Annotated in this window: 14 protein-coding genes; 10 read left to right on the plus strand and 4 right to left on the minus strand. The window is 44.5% G+C overall.

Features of this window, described 5'->3' with window-relative positions:
• Positions 1-20 precede the first annotated feature (20 nt).
• Positions 21-473: a type II 3-dehydroquinate dehydratase gene (aroQ, locus tag HGO23_RS01895; protein ID WP_099136134.1), complete on the minus strand. Its 453-nt coding sequence runs from the start codon at positions 471-473 to the stop codon at positions 21-23.
• A 208-nt stretch (positions 474-681) separates the two neighbouring features.
• Positions 682-1656 carry an oxidoreductase gene (locus tag HGO23_RS01900; protein ID WP_209027779.1) on the minus strand — a complete coding sequence of 325 codons (975 nt, stop codon included), beginning with the start codon at positions 1654-1656 and terminating at the stop codon, positions 682-684.
• 629 nt (positions 1657-2285) lie between these two features.
• Between HGO23_RS01900 and mreB the strand changes: the two genes are divergently transcribed.
• The 10 genes from mreB (at position 2286) to HGO23_RS01950 (ending at position 14334) form a co-directional block, all read left to right on the plus strand.
• Complete coding sequence (gene mreB / locus HGO23_RS01905) at positions 2286-3329, plus strand: rod shape-determining protein MreB (RefSeq protein WP_010847922.1); 1044 nt, start codon at positions 2286-2288, stop codon at positions 3327-3329.
• Positions 3330-3449: 120 nt separating this feature from the next.
• A complete protein-coding gene (gene mreC / locus HGO23_RS01910; protein WP_209027781.1) occupies positions 3450-4523 on the plus strand; it encodes a rod shape-determining protein MreC in 1074 nt (357 codons plus the stop codon).
• A complete protein-coding gene (gene mreD, locus HGO23_RS01915; RefSeq protein ID WP_209027783.1) occupies positions 4520-5008 on the plus strand; it encodes a rod shape-determining protein MreD in 489 nt (162 codons plus the stop codon). Before mreC ends, mreD begins: the two co-directional genes overlap by 4 nt.
• 87 nt (positions 5009-5095) lie before the next feature.
• Positions 5096-5683 carry a Maf family protein gene (locus tag HGO23_RS01920; protein WP_099136136.1) on the plus strand — a complete coding sequence of 196 codons (588 nt, stop codon included), beginning with the start codon at positions 5096-5098 and terminating at the stop codon, positions 5681-5683.
• Positions 5680-7149 (plus strand): ribonuclease G, encoded by a 1470-nt coding sequence (gene rng / locus HGO23_RS01925; protein ID WP_209027784.1) that lies wholly within the window; start codon positions 5680-5682, stop codon positions 7147-7149. The genes HGO23_RS01920 and rng overlap by 4 nt, the downstream gene beginning before the upstream one ends.
• Before the next feature lie 122 nt (positions 7150-7271).
• Entirely contained in the window at positions 7272-11105 is a 3834-nt protein-coding gene (yhdP, locus tag HGO23_RS01930) for an AsmA2 domain-containing protein YhdP (RefSeq protein ID WP_209027786.1), read from the plus strand.
• Complete coding sequence (nit1, locus tag HGO23_RS01935) at positions 11102-11950, plus strand: deaminated glutathione amidase (protein ID WP_099136139.1); 849 nt, start codon at positions 11102-11104, stop codon at positions 11948-11950. Before yhdP ends, nit1 begins: the two co-directional genes overlap by 4 nt.
• 17 nt (positions 11951-11967) lie before the next feature.
• A complete protein-coding gene (gene tldD / locus HGO23_RS01940; RefSeq protein ID WP_209027788.1) occupies positions 11968-13413 on the plus strand; it encodes a metalloprotease TldD in 1446 nt (481 codons plus the stop codon).
• Positions 13414-13598: 185 nt separating this feature from the next.
• Entirely contained in the window at positions 13599-14063 is a 465-nt protein-coding gene (locus HGO23_RS01945; protein ID WP_099136141.1) for a ribonuclease, read from the plus strand.
• A 1-nt stretch (position 14064) separates the two neighbouring features.
• Positions 14065-14334 (plus strand): barstar family protein, encoded by a 270-nt coding sequence (locus HGO23_RS01950; RefSeq protein ID WP_099136142.1) that lies wholly within the window; start codon positions 14065-14067, stop codon positions 14332-14334.
• Between the two features lie 121 nt (positions 14335-14455).
• On the opposite strand, the gene HGO23_RS01955 is transcribed toward HGO23_RS01950, so the two are convergent.
• Both HGO23_RS01955 and yjgA read right to left on the minus strand, forming a co-directional pair.
• Entirely contained in the window at positions 14456-14755 is a 300-nt protein-coding gene (locus tag HGO23_RS01955; RefSeq protein WP_209027790.1) for an NAD(P)-dependent oxidoreductase, read from the minus strand.
• A 22-nt stretch (positions 14756-14777) separates the two neighbouring features.
• The gene (gene yjgA / locus HGO23_RS01960) at positions 14778-15314 is read right to left on the minus strand and encodes a ribosome biogenesis factor YjgA (RefSeq protein ID WP_099136144.1); all 537 of its coding nucleotides are present in this window, start codon (positions 15312-15314) and stop codon (positions 14778-14780) included.
• Positions 15315-15467 lie beyond the last annotated feature (153 nt).

Genomic DNA, 15467 nt, shown 5'->3' on the forward strand with positions numbered 1-15467 from the left:
TCCGTACTCTATTTATGTAATTAGTTGAATGTTGACAAGCGGTTGACCGCTGCCTGTAATGCGAAACTATAACCATCGGCACCCAAGCCGCAGATCACGCCAACGGCAATATCTGAAAGATATGAGTGATGGCGGAACGGCTCGCGGGCGTGCACATTGGAGAGATGGATCTCAATAAATGGGATATCTACCGCCAGAAGTGCGTCGCGTAGTGCCACGCTGGTATGTGTAAATGCCGCAGGGTTAATCAGAATAAAATCAGTATTGCCCCGCGCTGCATGGATCCTCTCAATCAATTCGGATTCTGCATTGGATTGCAGATGGGATAATTCAACTCCCGATAGGTGAGCTTCTTTTGACAGTTTGCTGACGATGTCATCAAGCGTTAACTTACCGTAGGTCTCAGGCTCTCGTGTTCCCAACATGTTCAGGTTGGGGCCATTCAAGAGTAAAATGCGAAACTTGTCTGCCATTGTGCGGGTATCTCCGGCAATCTGTCAACAATCGTTCAAGATAACTCGATGTCAACGGTTTGTCATCTCTTTCTGCTATCAATATTTGTAAATTTGGCGATAAAGCCCGACATTATAAACATATCGTGACATTTAGCAGCTAAATACTGGTCTTATCAGCACGGTTTTATCCACTTTGGTTTTATAATTTTGGTGTTATAGGCCCGTTTTACCGTATCCTCACTAGTGTTCTGCCAGTTACTTGATTGTTTATCAGCTTATTGGAATATTCGATCGCCTGGTCCAATGAAATTTCATTGGCTGTTTGTTGGTAAAAGGAATCAGGTAACAGTTCCTGCAATCGTTTCCAAATCTCAGGCCGTTTCACGGAGGGTACTGCGGCTGATTCAACGCCTTGTAAACGAACATTACGCAGAATAAATGGCATAACAGTGGTAGGCAGATTAATGTCACTTGCCATACCACAGGCTGCTACCGTGCCGTTGTGAGAAACTTGTGCCAATAATTTGGCCAGAATTGTACCGCCGACAGTATCAATGACACCTGACCAACGTTGTTTTTCCAGTGGGCGGGAGGGTTGATTGAAATCGGAGACAGGCAGGATCGCTTTTGCTCCCAGTGAAAGTAAATACTCCTGATTTTCCAGTTTACTGCTGATGGCGATAGGGGAATATCCCAACAGAGACAATAAGGTAATCGCAGTACTACCGACGCCACCGCTGGCACCCGTAACGGCAATTTCCCCACTTTCAGGTGTTATTCCTCCTCCTTCCAGTGCTATAACACATAGCATGGCAGTAAAACCGGCTGTACCGATAATCATGGCTTGTCTGGTAGTTAACCCTTGTGGCAATGGTGTCAGCCATTCCCCTGAAACTCTGGCTTGTTGTGCCAAACCGCCCCAATGATTTTCTCCCACCCCCCAGCCAGTTAATAAGACCTGCTGACCAATATGAAAACGGGGATCTTCTGAATGGCGGACAACCCCGGAAAAGTCGATCCCTGGTATCATCGGAAATTGGCGGACAATCTTCCCTTTACCAGTGATAGCAAGGGCATCTTTATAATTAAGGGTTGACCAGTGAATATCGACGGTAACGTCACCGGGTGGAAGTTCAGCGGTATCAATGTTCTGAATAGATGCTGATAGTGTACCGTGTTGTTCAAGCAATAAAGCTTTCATAATTCCTCTCCATTGATGGGTTTTATGTCTGACACCATCACGATTCTTATGATTTCATCTCTTATGACATCATCAATATAGATAAAATTGAAAATGCGGAAATGGATAGGTTGCAATATTGTGATGGAAAGTCGCAAAACGGTGATTAGTTGCAGTGAATAATTTTTTCACAGATTTTTATGGGTTTTTGAGTGCCATTCTGACATTCAATAAATTACCTTTGTTGAAATTACTGGATAGCGATATCAGAGTAGATAAAAATTTTTGATAAAAAGTGAATTCTGGTTGAACTTGCTGAAATCATGATGGGTCAACACAGAAAAGGAAAAAGTGGGTTAGCAACATCGCGGGATACACCATATATACACTATACTGTTGGTTTTTAGAACATTTGGATATTTTGGGATTTAGTGATGGGGATATTGGTGGAATTAACCCATTTTTATGCAGTTTTTTTCTGCTCTGTCAGAAAAAAGTAACGTAGAATATCGTATTTCTGATGTGAATAACGTAGCCACTTTCGTTGAAGTAGTAAAAAGTAGTTAGTGATGCGCCTTGTCGCTGCTTCATGTGGTTGGTAGAGTAGACGGACAACATCCGTCCCCAGCTTGCAGGATTATCCTTTCGTTATGTTAAAGAAATTTCGTGGCATGTTTTCCAATGATTTGTCCATTGACTTGGGTACTGCCAATACCCTTATTTATGTCAAAGGTCAGGGAATTGTCTTGGATCAACCCTCTGTTGTTGCTATCCGACAAGACAGAGCTGGTTCACCAAAAAGCGTTGCAGCCGTGGGGCTGGAAGCAAAACAGATGTTGGGACGTACTCCGGGGAATATCGCAGCCATTCGCCCAATGAAGGATGGTGTGATTGCTGATTTTTATGTCACGGAAAAAATGTTGCAGCATTTTATTAAACAGGTGCATAACAACAGCTTTATGCGTCCGAGTCCACGTGTGCTGGTCTGTGTACCTGTGGGTGCTACACAAGTTGAGCGTCGCGCCATTCGTGAATCTGCCCAAAGTGCGGGTGCACGTGAAGTCTTTCTGATTGAAGAGCCGATGGCAGCCGCAATCGGTGCGGGTTTACCTGTTTCTGAAGCAACAGGCTCCATGGTCGTTGATATTGGTGGGGGAACAACTGAAGTTGCGGTGATCTCCCTCAATGGTGTGGTTTATTCTTCCTCTGTCCGCATTGGTGGAGATCGCTTTGATGAAGCGATTATCAATTATGTTCGTCGCAACTATGGTTCATTAATTGGTGAAGCGACAGCAGAGCGTATTAAACATGAAATCGGTTCTGCTTATCCGACAGATGAAGTTCGTGAAATCGAAGTGCGTGGTCGTAACCTTGCGGAGGGTGTGCCTCGTAGCTTCACGTTGAATTCTAATGAAATTCTGGAAGCCTTGCAGGAGCCGCTGACAGGTATCGTCAGTGCGGTCATGGTGGCATTGGAACAATGTCCACCAGAGTTGGCTTCTGATATTTCAGAACGTGGTATGGTGCTGACAGGTGGTGGTGCACTGTTGCGCAATCTTGACCGTTTGTTGATGGAAGAAACAGGAATTCCTGTCATTGTGGCTGAAGATCCTCTCACTTGTGTTGCCAGAGGTGGCGGCAAAGCGCTGGAAATGATCGACATGCACGGTGGCGATTTGTTCAGCGAAGATTGAAAATAACTCTGCGGGCTGGGGGGCGTTTTTATCAGTGCCTCCTTGCTGTTTATCCGAGAGTTTATTGTTTATGACTCTTTTATTGTTTATGACACAAAACAGCTCAACAATGCGCAACTTATGAAGCCGATTTTCAGCAGAGGACCTTCCCTACAATTACGACTCTTTTTTGCTGTTATTATTGCCATTATTCTGGTTGTGGTAGACAGCCGTTTTGGTTTTTTCAATAAAATCCGTAGCTATATGGATACGGCAGTGAGTCCTTTTTATTTTCTTGCCAATGGTCCCCGCCAATTTTTAGATGGTGTTTCCGATTCTTTGGCTACCCGTAAACAACTTGAACTGGAAAATAACACTCTGCGCAACGAGTTGAGGTTACAGAACAGTAATCTTTTACTGTTAGGACAATTAAAACAAGAAAATGCCCGTTTGCGTGAATTATTAGGATCACCTTTACGCAGTGATGAACATATGATGGTATCGCAGGTGATTTCCGGTGGTATGGATCCTTATCGTGATCAAGTCGTTATTGATAAGGGCGCGAAAGATGGCGTCTATGAAGGGCAACCTGTAATCAGTGATCGTGGCGTCGTTGGTCAAGTTATCTCAGTAAGTCAATTAAGCAGCCGGGTGTTGTTGATTTGCGATCCAACCCATGCATTGCCGGTTCAGGTACTGCGTAATGATATTCGTGTGATTGCCGGTGGTGCGGGATGTACGGACGATCTTCACCTTGAGCCGCTACCAAGTGATACAGACATCCGGGTTGGCGATGTGCTGGTGACATCCGGCCTTGGTGGGCGTTTCCCGGAAGGTTATCCTGTAGCGGTGGTTTCCTCTGTCAAGGTAGATAATCAGCGGGCCCATGCGGTTATTCATGCGCGCCCATTGGCAGAATTGCGGCGCTTGCGCTATCTATTATTGTTATGGGGGGCGGATAATAACCCATCTGAACCATTGCCGCCTTCCGAAGTGTATCGAGCAGCAAATGAACGTTTGATGCAGATGTTACCGCAGGTGCTGCCAAATCCCTCTGACGCTAAGCCCCAATTTCCGACAGAAGATTTAGGTAAAGACGAAACAGAGAAAGACGGGAGAGAGAGAAAGGGAAATCGAACGTTATCCCCCGTAACAAAACCGTCATCTTCGGCTGCATCATCAAGCAAGTTGCCAGCCGCGGAGAATCGTGGATGAGTCAGTATAAAGGGCGTGGCCGTTGGGTTGTCTGGTTATCTTTCTTGATTGCAATGGTGCTACAGAGTATGCCGTGGCCGGAGCAGTTTGATATGTTCCGGCCTACCTTACTCGTGTTGTGCCTGATCTATTGGCTCCTAGCTATTCCTCACCGTGTCAGTGTTGGTACTGGTTTTATTCTCGGTATCCTGATGGATTTATTACAGGGGAGTATTCTTGGGGCACATGCGCTGGCTTTCAGTCTGATTAGTTTTTTGGTCGCATTCAAATTTCAGCTCATTCGCAATATGGCACTCTGGCAACAGTCCCTGATTGTGATGGTACTTTCGACACTGATAAACTTCTGTGTTTTTCTGACTCATGCCTTGATACCAAAGATTATTTTCCATCCTGAAGTATTCTGGAATGGCCTTGTCAATGGTATTCTCTGGCCTTGGCTATTCTTATTAATGCGGAAAATCCGTCGTCAATTTTCAGTTCGTTAAAGGCGGGCTCTACTTTTTAATAAACGGCTTTTCAATGAACTCTTATCAATGAATTGGTCAATGAACTGATAGAAAGGATGACTCACTATGAAAACCCTTTACTTAGCTTCCGGCTCACCACGGCGGCGTGAGCTGGTGGAATTGTTGGACTTTAATTTTCAGATCCTGACACCACAGGTCGAAGAGAAGTGGCAAGAAGGGGAGTCTCCGCAGCACTATGTTAACCGGTTGGCCAGAGAAAAATCGCAAGCGGGAGTGAGGATTGCACCTGAGGACTTTCCAGTTCTGGGTGCGGACACAATTGTTGTACTGAATAATCGCATTCTGGAAAAACCTCGTAATGAGCAGCACGCTGCTGAAATGCTGCAAGAACTGTCAGGGCAGTGCCATCAAGTCATGACTGCTGTTGCTTTATCGAACAATCAGCATACCTTAAGTGAGTTAGTCATTACAGATGTGATGTTTCGCCATTTATCCCAGCGTGAAATACAGGAATATATTGCAACTGGGGAACCAATGGATAAAGCCGGTGCTTATGGCATTCAGGGTAAAGGCGGTTGCTTTGTCAGAAAGATTAATGGCAATTACCATGCGGTTGTCGGCTTACCATTGGTAGAAACGTATGAATTAATCACACGATTTTTAGCGTTAGCTGATGGGAAGGATCACTTATGACAGCAGAGTTATTAGTCAATGTAACACCATCCGAAACGCGAGTTGCTTATATAGATGGCGGTATTTTGCAAGAAGTTCATATTGAACGGGAAGCTAAACGAGGAATAGTTGGCAATATTTACAAAGGTCGTATCAGCCGTGTTTTGCCCGGTATGCAGGCAGCTTTTGTTGATATCGGGTTGGAAAAAGCGGCTTTCTTACACGCATCCGACATTATGCCTCATACGGAATGTATAGCCGGTGAGGAACGGAAAAACTTCAATGTCAGGGATATTGCTGAGTTGGTTTGTCAGGGGCAGGATCTGCTTGTTCAGGTAGTGAAAGATCCTCTTGGCACGAAAGGTGCCCGTTTGACAACGGACATTACCCTGCCATCACGTTATCTGGTATTTATGCCGGGTGCTTCTCATGTTGGTGTTTCTCAGCGAATTGAAAGTGAAGAAGAGCGTGAACGCCTGAAATCCATCGTGATGGATTATTGCGATGAGCATGGTGGGTTTATTATCCGCACTGCCGCAGAAGGAGTGAGAAAAGAAGAACTCGAACAGGATGCGGCTTTTTTGAAGCGTCTATGGCGTAAGGTTATTGAGCGTAAGAAACGCAATATCACTAAAACTAAAGTATATGGTGAGCTTGCATTAGCACAGCGTATTCTGCGTGATTTTGCTGGCGCTTCTCTTGATCGCATTCGGGTTGATTCCCGCCAGACCTATCTGCAATTGCAAGAATTCATTGAAGAATACATTCCTGAAATGAATGCCAAATTAGAGCATTATCAAGGAACTCAGCCGATATTCGATCTGTGCGGTGTAGAAAATGAAATTCAGCGCGCATTGGAGCGCAAGGTAGAATTAAAATCGGGTGGCTATCTGATTATCGATCAAACCGAAGCCATGACGACCATTGATATTAATACCGGTGCTTTTGTTGGGCATCGCAACTTAGAAGAGACTATCTTTAATACTAATATTGAGGCGACTCAGGCGATTGCCCGCCAGTTAAGGCTGCGTAATTTAGGCGGGATTATTATCATTGATTTTATCGATATGGGTAATGGGGAACATCGCCGTAGAGTATTGGCTTCTTTAGAGCAGGCATTAAGCAAAGATCGCGTGAAAACGACCATTAATGATTTTTCCCAGCTTGGACTGGTGGAAATGACACGCAAACGCACACGGGAAAGTCTCGAACATATTTTGTGTGATAACTGTCCGACTTGTCAGGGACGTGGCACCGTGAAATCTGTTGAAACAGTATGTTATGAAATTTTACGGGAAATTGTACGTGTTCACCGTGCCATTAATGCAGATCGTTTTCTGGTTTACGCATCTCATGCCGTGAGTGAAGCTCTTAAGGGGGAACACTCTCATGCTTTAGCAGAGGTAGAAATTTTTGTAGGCAAATCGGTGAAAGTGCAGGCAGAACAACTCTACAGTCAGGAACAATTTGACGTTGTTATGATGTAATTACGCGGAATTACAGTGATACCTCATATTTTTCAGGTTGCTCCTCTGTTTGGTTACAGTCATTCTGAAATGTGGTTTGAAATCTATTGGGTAGAAATATGCTGACAACCAAGGAGAAATGAGTGAGGCGACTGCTCGGGATATTATTAGCGACAGCCGCAATAGTCATTATCATTGTGGCTTTGCTTGTCAGCGGGTTACGTTTTTCCCTGCCACATATTAATGATTATCGTCAGCAATTGGCGCATAAGATTTCTGAATTGACGGACATTTCTGTCGATATTGGCTATATCAGCGGAAATTGGCAGTCATTCGGCCCTCAGTTGGAAGTGCGTGATCTTCGTGCTGTAACGGGGGAAACGAATATTAAAGCCAAAAAAGTGACGCTTTCTCTGGATATCTGGCGCTCACTGTTACAACGGCGCTGGCATTTTCGTGATCTCTCCTTTTACCAGCTTCAGGTTGATTATGATAAGCCATTATTGGATGGAGAAGGTGAAAGCCTTTTTCCAAAGCCAGATAGTTTATCCTTCCTCTTCCTTGAACGATTTAATCATTTTGATTTGCACGACAGCAGCCTGACCTTTCCGACTCCATCAGGAGAAAAGATCCGGCTGATATTGCCGCAGCTAACATGGCTGAATAAAGATAATCGTCATCGTGCGCAAGGCAATATTAATCTGTCTTCGATTAACGGACAGGAAGGTGTTGTGCAGGTTAAATTTGACCTGAAAGATATCAATAGTGTTTTAGATAGCGGCACAATTTATTTGCAGGCTGATGATATCGATATGCGATTGTGGCTCAGCCGCTGGTTAAAAGACAATACCGGTTTGGAAGATGCCCGGTTCAGTCTGGCGAGTTGGATTTCCCTGAAAAATGGGAGGATTGATAACGGACATCTGCAACTTAAGCAGGGGCATGCCAACTGGCATGTGGGTGATGAAAAGCATCAGCTTGCCGTCCATGATTTACTCCTGCAAATGCGTCGTCAGGGAGAAGGTTGGCTGTTTGATATCCCCAATCTGGCACGCCTGAAAATGAATGGTCAGCAATGGCCCGCAGGCCGTATTGCGGTATTGTATGTTACGCAGGCGCAGAAATATCAGAACAAAGATCATTGGCGGGTTCGCGCTGAAAATATTCAGCTTGAACGCCTGAGTGGAATGTTGCCGATGATTTCTTTTGCGACCCCCGATATTGTTAAAGACTGGCAATACCGGCAACCCAAAGGGTTAGTCAGCAGTCTTGCCCTTGATATCACCCCCGAATTACCTGATAGCGCGGAGATTGCCATCAAATGGCAGGATGTCAGTTGGTCTCGTTGGAAAAAGTTACCTTCAGTCAATCATTTCAGTGGTGCATTAGAAGGAAATAAACAGTGGGGAAATTTTAGATTTGAGCTGAAAAACAGCCTCATTGATTACCGGGCTATGTTCCAGGCACCATTTGATATTGCCAGCAGTGAAGGAAAAATCACGTGGAAAAATGGTCGGGATGGCTTGAAGATATGGAGTCAGGGGCTGGATTTGCAGGCCAGGTCATTATGGATAAACGGAAATTTTCATTACACAGAATCCCAAAATCAGCAACCAATGCTAGGGATACTGGCTGGAATTCGTCTGGATGATGCGGGTGATGCCTGGCGTTATTTTCCCAAGCCATTGATGGGCGAATCGCTAACAGAATATTTAACCGCGTCGTTGATCAAAGGAAAGGTAGACAATGCTACTTTGATCTTTCAGGGGAATCCTCATGATTTCCCATTCAAGCGTAATAATGGTCAGTTTCAGGTATGGGTTCCTCTGCGCCATGCGACATTTCAGTATCAGCCTGATTGGCCAGCCCTGTTTGACCTGGATCTTGATTTGAATTTCCAGAATAACGGCTTACAGATGCAAGCAGAGAAAGCGAGATTAGGAAAAGTTAATGCCTCCCGGATCTCGGCTGTTATCCCCGATTACAGTAAAGAGAAATTATTGATTGATGCTGAAATATCCGGAGATGGAAAAGATATCCACGATTATTTTCATCATAGTCCATTGACAGAAACGGTTGGTAATACGCTGGATAATTTGCAACTTAAAGGTCAGGTTGATGGAAAACTTCATCTGGATGTTCTTCTGGAAAATGGTACAACTGATGCGAGTGGAGAGGTTGTACTGAAAAATACCGATTTGTTTATCAAGTCATTAGATAGCAAGATGAAGCACCTTAGTGGTAAATTCCGCTTTGATAATGGTGCTTTGCAAAGTGATATACTTTCTGCTTATTGGCTTGGAAATCCTCTCTCTTTGCGATTTACCACTCAGGATTTACCGGGATATTATCGGGTTAATGTGGATTTGGATGCTCGCTGGCCTGCTGCAACATTACCGAAACTTCCGGTTAAAATTCGTCGTCAACTATCAGGACGATTGGACTGGCAGGGAAAAGTGAACATTATGATCCCTTTACAGGCCAAACCTTCACAAAGCAGGCCGTTACAACATGAGGCGAAATATCAGGTTGCAATCAACGCTGATTTGTCACATATCAACAGTACACTGGCTGGACTGGAAACAGAATCTTTACGGGCATCGAATGATATCAATCTTCAGGCTACAGGGGATACAAACCAACTTCAGGTTACCGGCTCATTGGGGAAAAGATATGCGTTCAATAGCCAATGGTTATTGGGGAAAAATTATGTCCGTTTACAGCGTGGCGCTCTGCATACGGATGGTAATGGCATACCTGATTTGCCGGAAAAGCCAATGCTGGCGTTAAACTTACCTGTGATTGAGGGTGAAAAATGGCTGGCACTGATTGAACCTTTGAGAGTTGAATCAGCAGCAGATAACAGCCTGCTATGGCCTGAATTATTTGAAATATCAACGCCTTATTTGGATGTCGGAGGACAGCGTTGGCATAATCTTATACTCAGTGCGACTAACCAACCTGATGGCCTGCGTATCAATGCAATTGGTGAAGAAATCAATGGTGATTTGCTGATTAATACTGGTGGAGTATGGCAGGCAACACTCAATTATCTCTATTATAACCCTATGTTTTCGGAGAGCCCTTCCAGCGATAAGGCGTCGTTAACTTCAAACACAGTAGAAATGCCAAAATATGCTCTGAATCATTGGCCTACACTCAACGTTAAATGTGACGAATGTTGGCTTGCCGGATTAAACGTAGGGAAAATCTCAGGGACGGTAACACCAGAAGGTGACGCCTTGAGTCTGACTAATGGACGGGTAGAAAACAGTGTCGGTGAATTGACATTATCTGGGCGTTGGAGTGAAAGTAATACAGAAAATTATACTTGGGCTAAAGGCCAGATATCCGGGAAAAGATTTGATGATATGGCAGCCTATCTCGGATTTATTGTTCCAATTACTGGCGCTTCGTTTAAGTTTGATTTTGACCTGAACTGGAAGGATACACCGTGGAACCCTGATGTTAAAACGCTCAATGGCGTTTTAACAGGAAAAGTGGGGAAAGGAGCAATAGCAAAACTAGGCGGTGGCAGAGCAGGACAGCTATTAAGGTTAGTGAGTTTTGATGCCTTGTTACGTAAATTACAGTTGGATTTCAGTGATACATTTAGTAATGATTTTAACTTTGATTCTATGAGTGGCGATACAGCGATAAAAAATGGTGTCATGTATACCGATAACTTCCGCATTGATGGGCTGGAAGCGGACATTTATGGAAAAGGCCAGATAAATTTTATCCGTCATCAGCTTAATATGGAGTTGGTGATTACCCCGGAGATATCAGCAACAGTTGGTGTGGCGACAGCTTTTGCGGTTAATCCTATGGTAGGTGCTGCTGTTTTTGCAGCGACAAAAGCGTTAGGCCCTCTGTGGAGTAAGATATCGGTCATTCGCTATCGGCTAACGGGTAGTCTGGAGCAACCTAAAATTGATGAAGTTTTACGTCAGCTTAAGGAGAATAAAGGGTCATGAAAAACGTCAATGTTGCACTCTTACAATTATGCAGTGGTACGAACATTAAACATAATTTAGCGCAAATTGAACAGCAGATTAAGCAGTTACCCAAAACGGTAAAACTGGTTCTGACTCCGGAGAATGCATTACTGTTTGCTGATGCTGATACTTACCGCGAACATGCAGAAGAGCAGGGAAAAGGCCCATTACAGCAAGCTGTAAGTGAAATTGCGCAACGTTATGGTATCTGGTTGTTGATTGGTTCAATGCCGATGGTCAGCCGGGAAGATCCGAGCCGCATAACCAGCAGTAGCTTATTGTTTGATGATCAGGGTGAGATCCGTGCCCGTTATGACAAAATCCACATGTTTGATGTCAATATCAAGGATGAACATGGCTCTTATAACGAATCTTCCATCTACCAACGTGGGGAACATATCACCGTTGTTGATACACCAGTTGGTCGTTTGGGTATGACTATTTGCTATGATCTGCGCTTCCCCGGGCTGTTTCAGGCACTACGGGAGCAGGGCGCTGAGCTGATTTCTGTACCTGCTGCTTTTACCAGACTGACGGGTAAGGCACACTGGGAACCACTTTTAAGAGCCCGCGCAATTGAGAACCAATGTATCATATTGGCACCCGCACAAGTTGGGGTGCACGGTACTCGCAGAACATGGGGGCATTCAATGGCGGTAAGTGGTTGGGGAGAAGTCATCAAGAAGAATCCTCTGACTGTCAGTGCACTACAGCTCAGTATCCGACGGGACAGTTTGACCCACATGCGTGAGCAGATCAAAGTGGTGAAACATAATCGCTTCCGTCCACAACTGACTTCTTTGATAAAAAAGAATACAAATTAAGGTAAAGAGTAATCACTATGAGTTTAACTTATGTCAGTGAACATTTACTGACTGCCAATGACCTGAGTCATAAAGATTTATTTTCTGTTTTGGGGCAATTAGCAGAACGCCGTCTGGATTATGCCGACCTCTATTTTCAATCCAGTTACCATGAAACATGGGTTTTGGAAGATCGCATCATTAAAGATGGCTCTTATAATATAGATCAAGGCGTGGGAGTCCGGGCAATTAGTGGCGAAAAAACGGGTTTTGCCTATGCTGATCAAATCACATTGAATGCCTTGCAGCAGAGTGCAAAGGCAGCACGCAGCATTGTAAGGGAAATGGGCAATGGCACTGCCCATACATTGGGTGCTGTGACACATAATATTTTGTACCCGGCTGTAGATCCTCTGCAAAGCATGAGCAGGGAAGAAAAAATTGCTCTGTTACATCATGTTGATCAAATTGCACGTGCAAAAGATCACAGAGTGCAGGAAGTGAATGCCAGCCTGAGTGGTGTTTATGAGCAGGTATTGGTTGCTGCGACGGATGGGACATTGGCTGCTGATATTCGCCCCCTGGTACGTCTTTCTGTCAGCGTATTGGTTGAAGAAGATGGTAAACGTGAACGAGGTTCCAGTGGTGGTGGTGCTCGATATGGTTATGAATACTTCCTGCAAACCGCAGATGGACAGACATTGGCAGAACAATTTGCCCGTGAAGCTGTTCGCATGGCGTTGGTGAATCTTTCTGCTGTTGCTGCTCCGGCGGGAACAATGCCGATTGTATTGGGAGCCGGTTGGCCGGGTGTTTTATTGCATGAAGCGGTGGGTCATGGTTTAGAAGGCGATTTCAACCGCCGTGGTACATCTGCTTTCTCTGGTCAGATTGGGCAAAAAGTCGCATCTGAACTGTGTACTGTGGTTGATGATGGTACGATTGAAGGCCGCCGTGGCTCATTGTCTATTGATGATGAAGGTGTTCCGGGGCAATACAATGTTCTGATTGAGAATGGTATCTTGAAGGGCTACATACAGGACAAACTGAATGCACGTTTGATGGGAGTCGCACCTACAGGTAACGGGCGTCGTGAATCTTATGCCCACTTACCGATGCCGCGTATGACTAATACATATATGCTGGCAGGAAGCTCCACACCGGAAGAAATTATTGCCAGTGTTAATCATGGGCTGTATGCACCGAACTTTGGTGGTGGTCAAGTGGATATCACTTCTGGTAAGTTTGTTTTCTCAACATCAGAAGCGTACTTGATTGAAAATGGCAAAATCACCAAGCCAGTAAAAGGCGCAACATTGATTGGCTCAGGCATTGAGGCCATGCAGCAGATTTCTATGGTTGGCAATGACTTAGCCCTTGATAAGGGTGTTGGTGTATGCGGTAAAGAAGGCCAGAGCGTTCCTGTGGGAGTTGGACAGCCCACATTAAAACTGGATAACCTGACTGTAGGCGGAACAGCTTAACATTTTTTGAGTATACCTTGTTTTTTTGAGTATATCTGTCGTCTTTCAAGTTGCAGCTTTGTTGGATGTGCTCGCTCACTCCCAGTCACATAGTCATCTATGTGACTGGGGATTTGTGTCCTTGCTGCCGCGATGCACCTTGAAATCCATTGGTATAGCCTGATCAATTCAGCGTGGAGGTCATTATGAGAAAAAGGGTGCTGGCAGGTGTATTACTGATCCTGGTTGTTATATCCATTATCTTTATTGGATTACCCGGCTCTGGTAAAGCTCAGCAAGCTAATGCGGTAGCAAGAAACGTTCCGTCTCAGCAGATTGATATTCTGACTGAACATCATCGAGTTGCGGATTATGTGCATCAGCATAACAGGTTGCCTGACTATTACATAACTAAGAAACAGGCCCGTCGCCTCGGCTGGGACGCTAGTAAGGGCAACTTGTGCGAAATATTACCGGGAAAAGCAATTGGTGGAGATCGGTTTTCCAATCGTGAAAATAAGTTGCCAAATCAAAGGGATCGTCAGTGGTTTGAAGCGGACGTGAATTATAATTGTGGGCGCCGGGGCAGTAACAGGTTACTCTATTCTAATGATGGTCTTATCTACTTGACACTTGATCACTACAAGACTTTCACAAAGCTGGAAGAATGATATGAAAAAAGTGGAATTTGATTTTGATTATATCCCTGATTTAGAAACCTTCTATAGTCAGTTCAAGGAGTGTTTCGATCTTGATGATCATTTTGGTGCTAACTTGGATGCTCTATGGGATGTAGTAACCAGTGAAATTGGGTTGCCAGCTGATATTAATTTTATCCGTCTGGATGTACAGAAACGACCGCGCTTTGCTGCACTGGTGCTCTTGTTTCAAGAGGCTGAAGAAGAGCTGGAAGGGGAATTACGTTTTAATGTGAAAAATTAAGCTGTTCCCTGTCTTATTACAACACCTCCGTATTCGCCGAAACGCGGAGGTGTCTTTAAATTTCCGTATAAAATTTTATCAGCTTCAAACTGACTTAAAATTAGGTTGCCTAGGTTACTGATTATTTATTAATAACATGGCTATCATCACCGGAAAAATATTTCTCAACATTCTTAAATGCACTGTCGAAATAAATGTTATAACAGCTTTTAGTAACATAACCGATATGCGGGCTGCATAGGACGTTATCTCGTTTTAATAAAGAGTGATTGGTATCCCAAATGGGTTCAATATCAAAAATATCTAGTGCTGCAAAACCCGGAGTACCCAGATCGAGGGCTTTCTCAAGTGCACCTGTTTCTATCAACCCGGCTCGTGTGGTATTGACCAGGACGGCACTATTTTTACCGCCAGTTCTCAACGAAATGGCGGTGGAGAGGATACTAAGCCGATTCTGATAGCTCTTTCAGATATTGGAAGATCTGACGGTAGGATTTCGGTGGCTTGTTCGCTGCTTTCTCTTTTTTAGCATTGCGTATCAGCGTCCGCAGTTGCTGACGATCTGTGTGTGGATATAGCGTTACGACTTCTTCAAGGGCGCTGTCGCTCTCAAGTAACTTATCCCGCAATTCTTCCAGCTTATGTAGCATCACAACCTGCTGGTTATGACGGTTTTTCAGTTTATCCAGCGCAGTGGTAATTGGCTCAGGATCACGGGCCCGCAACAATTTGCCAATCAGTTGTAATTGACGACGGCGACCTTCACGCTTGATTTTCTGTGCCAATTCAATAGCGGCCAGCAGATCTTCGTCCAACGGAATACGTTCCAGCTCGCCCTTGCTTAATTCAACCAGCTCTGTCCCTAGTTTTTTCAGTATTTCAGCATCCCGCTTGATTTCACTTTTACTGACCCAGATTATCTCTTCTTCTTCCTCTTCAGCAGGATAATTGTCGAGCCAATCTTCAGGCTGCTTTGCCATAATCGTTTTCCTTCTAAAAAGGCCGGATAAGGTACACTTTGGAACATGACCTATCGTCCGGTGGGTGTTAACATCCTAATATCGTGTATTGTAACTGGGAAAATTGCCTGATTACCACTCGGCATTGATATTGAAAGCCGAAACACGCATTTT

Source organism: Xenorhabdus budapestensis (assembly GCF_017743015.1).
GTDB classification, from domain to species: Bacteria; Pseudomonadota; Gammaproteobacteria; order Enterobacterales; family Enterobacteriaceae; genus Xenorhabdus; species Xenorhabdus budapestensis.

What these genes read in the sequence shown, in the direction of transcription:
- aroQ (WP_099136134.1), bottom strand. Translation starts at nt 473, where the DNA reads ATGGCAGACAAGTTTCGCATTTTACTCTTGAATGGCCCCAACCTGAAC.
- HGO23_RS01900 (WP_209027779.1), bottom strand. Translation starts at nt 1,656, where the DNA reads ATGAAAGCTTTATTGCTTGAACAACACGGTACACTATCAGCATCTATT.
- mreB (WP_010847922.1), top strand. Translation starts at nt 2,286, where the DNA reads ATGTTAAAGAAATTTCGTGGCATGTTTTCCAATGATTTGTCCATTGAC.
- mreC (WP_209027781.1), top strand. Translation starts at nt 3,450, where the DNA reads ATGAAGCCGATTTTCAGCAGAGGACCTTCCCTACAATTACGACTCTTT.
- mreD (WP_209027783.1), top strand. Translation starts at nt 4,520, where the DNA reads ATGAGTCAGTATAAAGGGCGTGGCCGTTGGGTTGTCTGGTTATCTTTC.
- HGO23_RS01920 (WP_099136136.1), top strand. Translation starts at nt 5,096, where the DNA reads ATGAAAACCCTTTACTTAGCTTCCGGCTCACCACGGCGGCGTGAGCTG.
- rng (WP_209027784.1), top strand. Translation starts at nt 5,680, where the DNA reads ATGACAGCAGAGTTATTAGTCAATGTAACACCATCCGAAACGCGAGTT.
- nit1 (WP_099136139.1), top strand. Translation starts at nt 11,102, where the DNA reads ATGAAAAACGTCAATGTTGCACTCTTACAATTATGCAGTGGTACGAAC.
- tldD (WP_209027788.1), top strand. Translation starts at nt 11,968, where the DNA reads ATGAGTTTAACTTATGTCAGTGAACATTTACTGACTGCCAATGACCTG.
- HGO23_RS01945 (WP_099136141.1), top strand. Translation starts at nt 13,599, where the DNA reads ATGAGAAAAAGGGTGCTGGCAGGTGTATTACTGATCCTGGTTGTTATA.
- HGO23_RS01950 (WP_099136142.1), top strand. Translation starts at nt 14,065, where the DNA reads ATGAAAAAAGTGGAATTTGATTTTGATTATATCCCTGATTTAGAAACC.
- yjgA (WP_099136144.1), bottom strand. Translation starts at nt 15,314, where the DNA reads ATGGCAAAGCAGCCTGAAGATTGGCTCGACAATTATCCTGCTGAAGAG.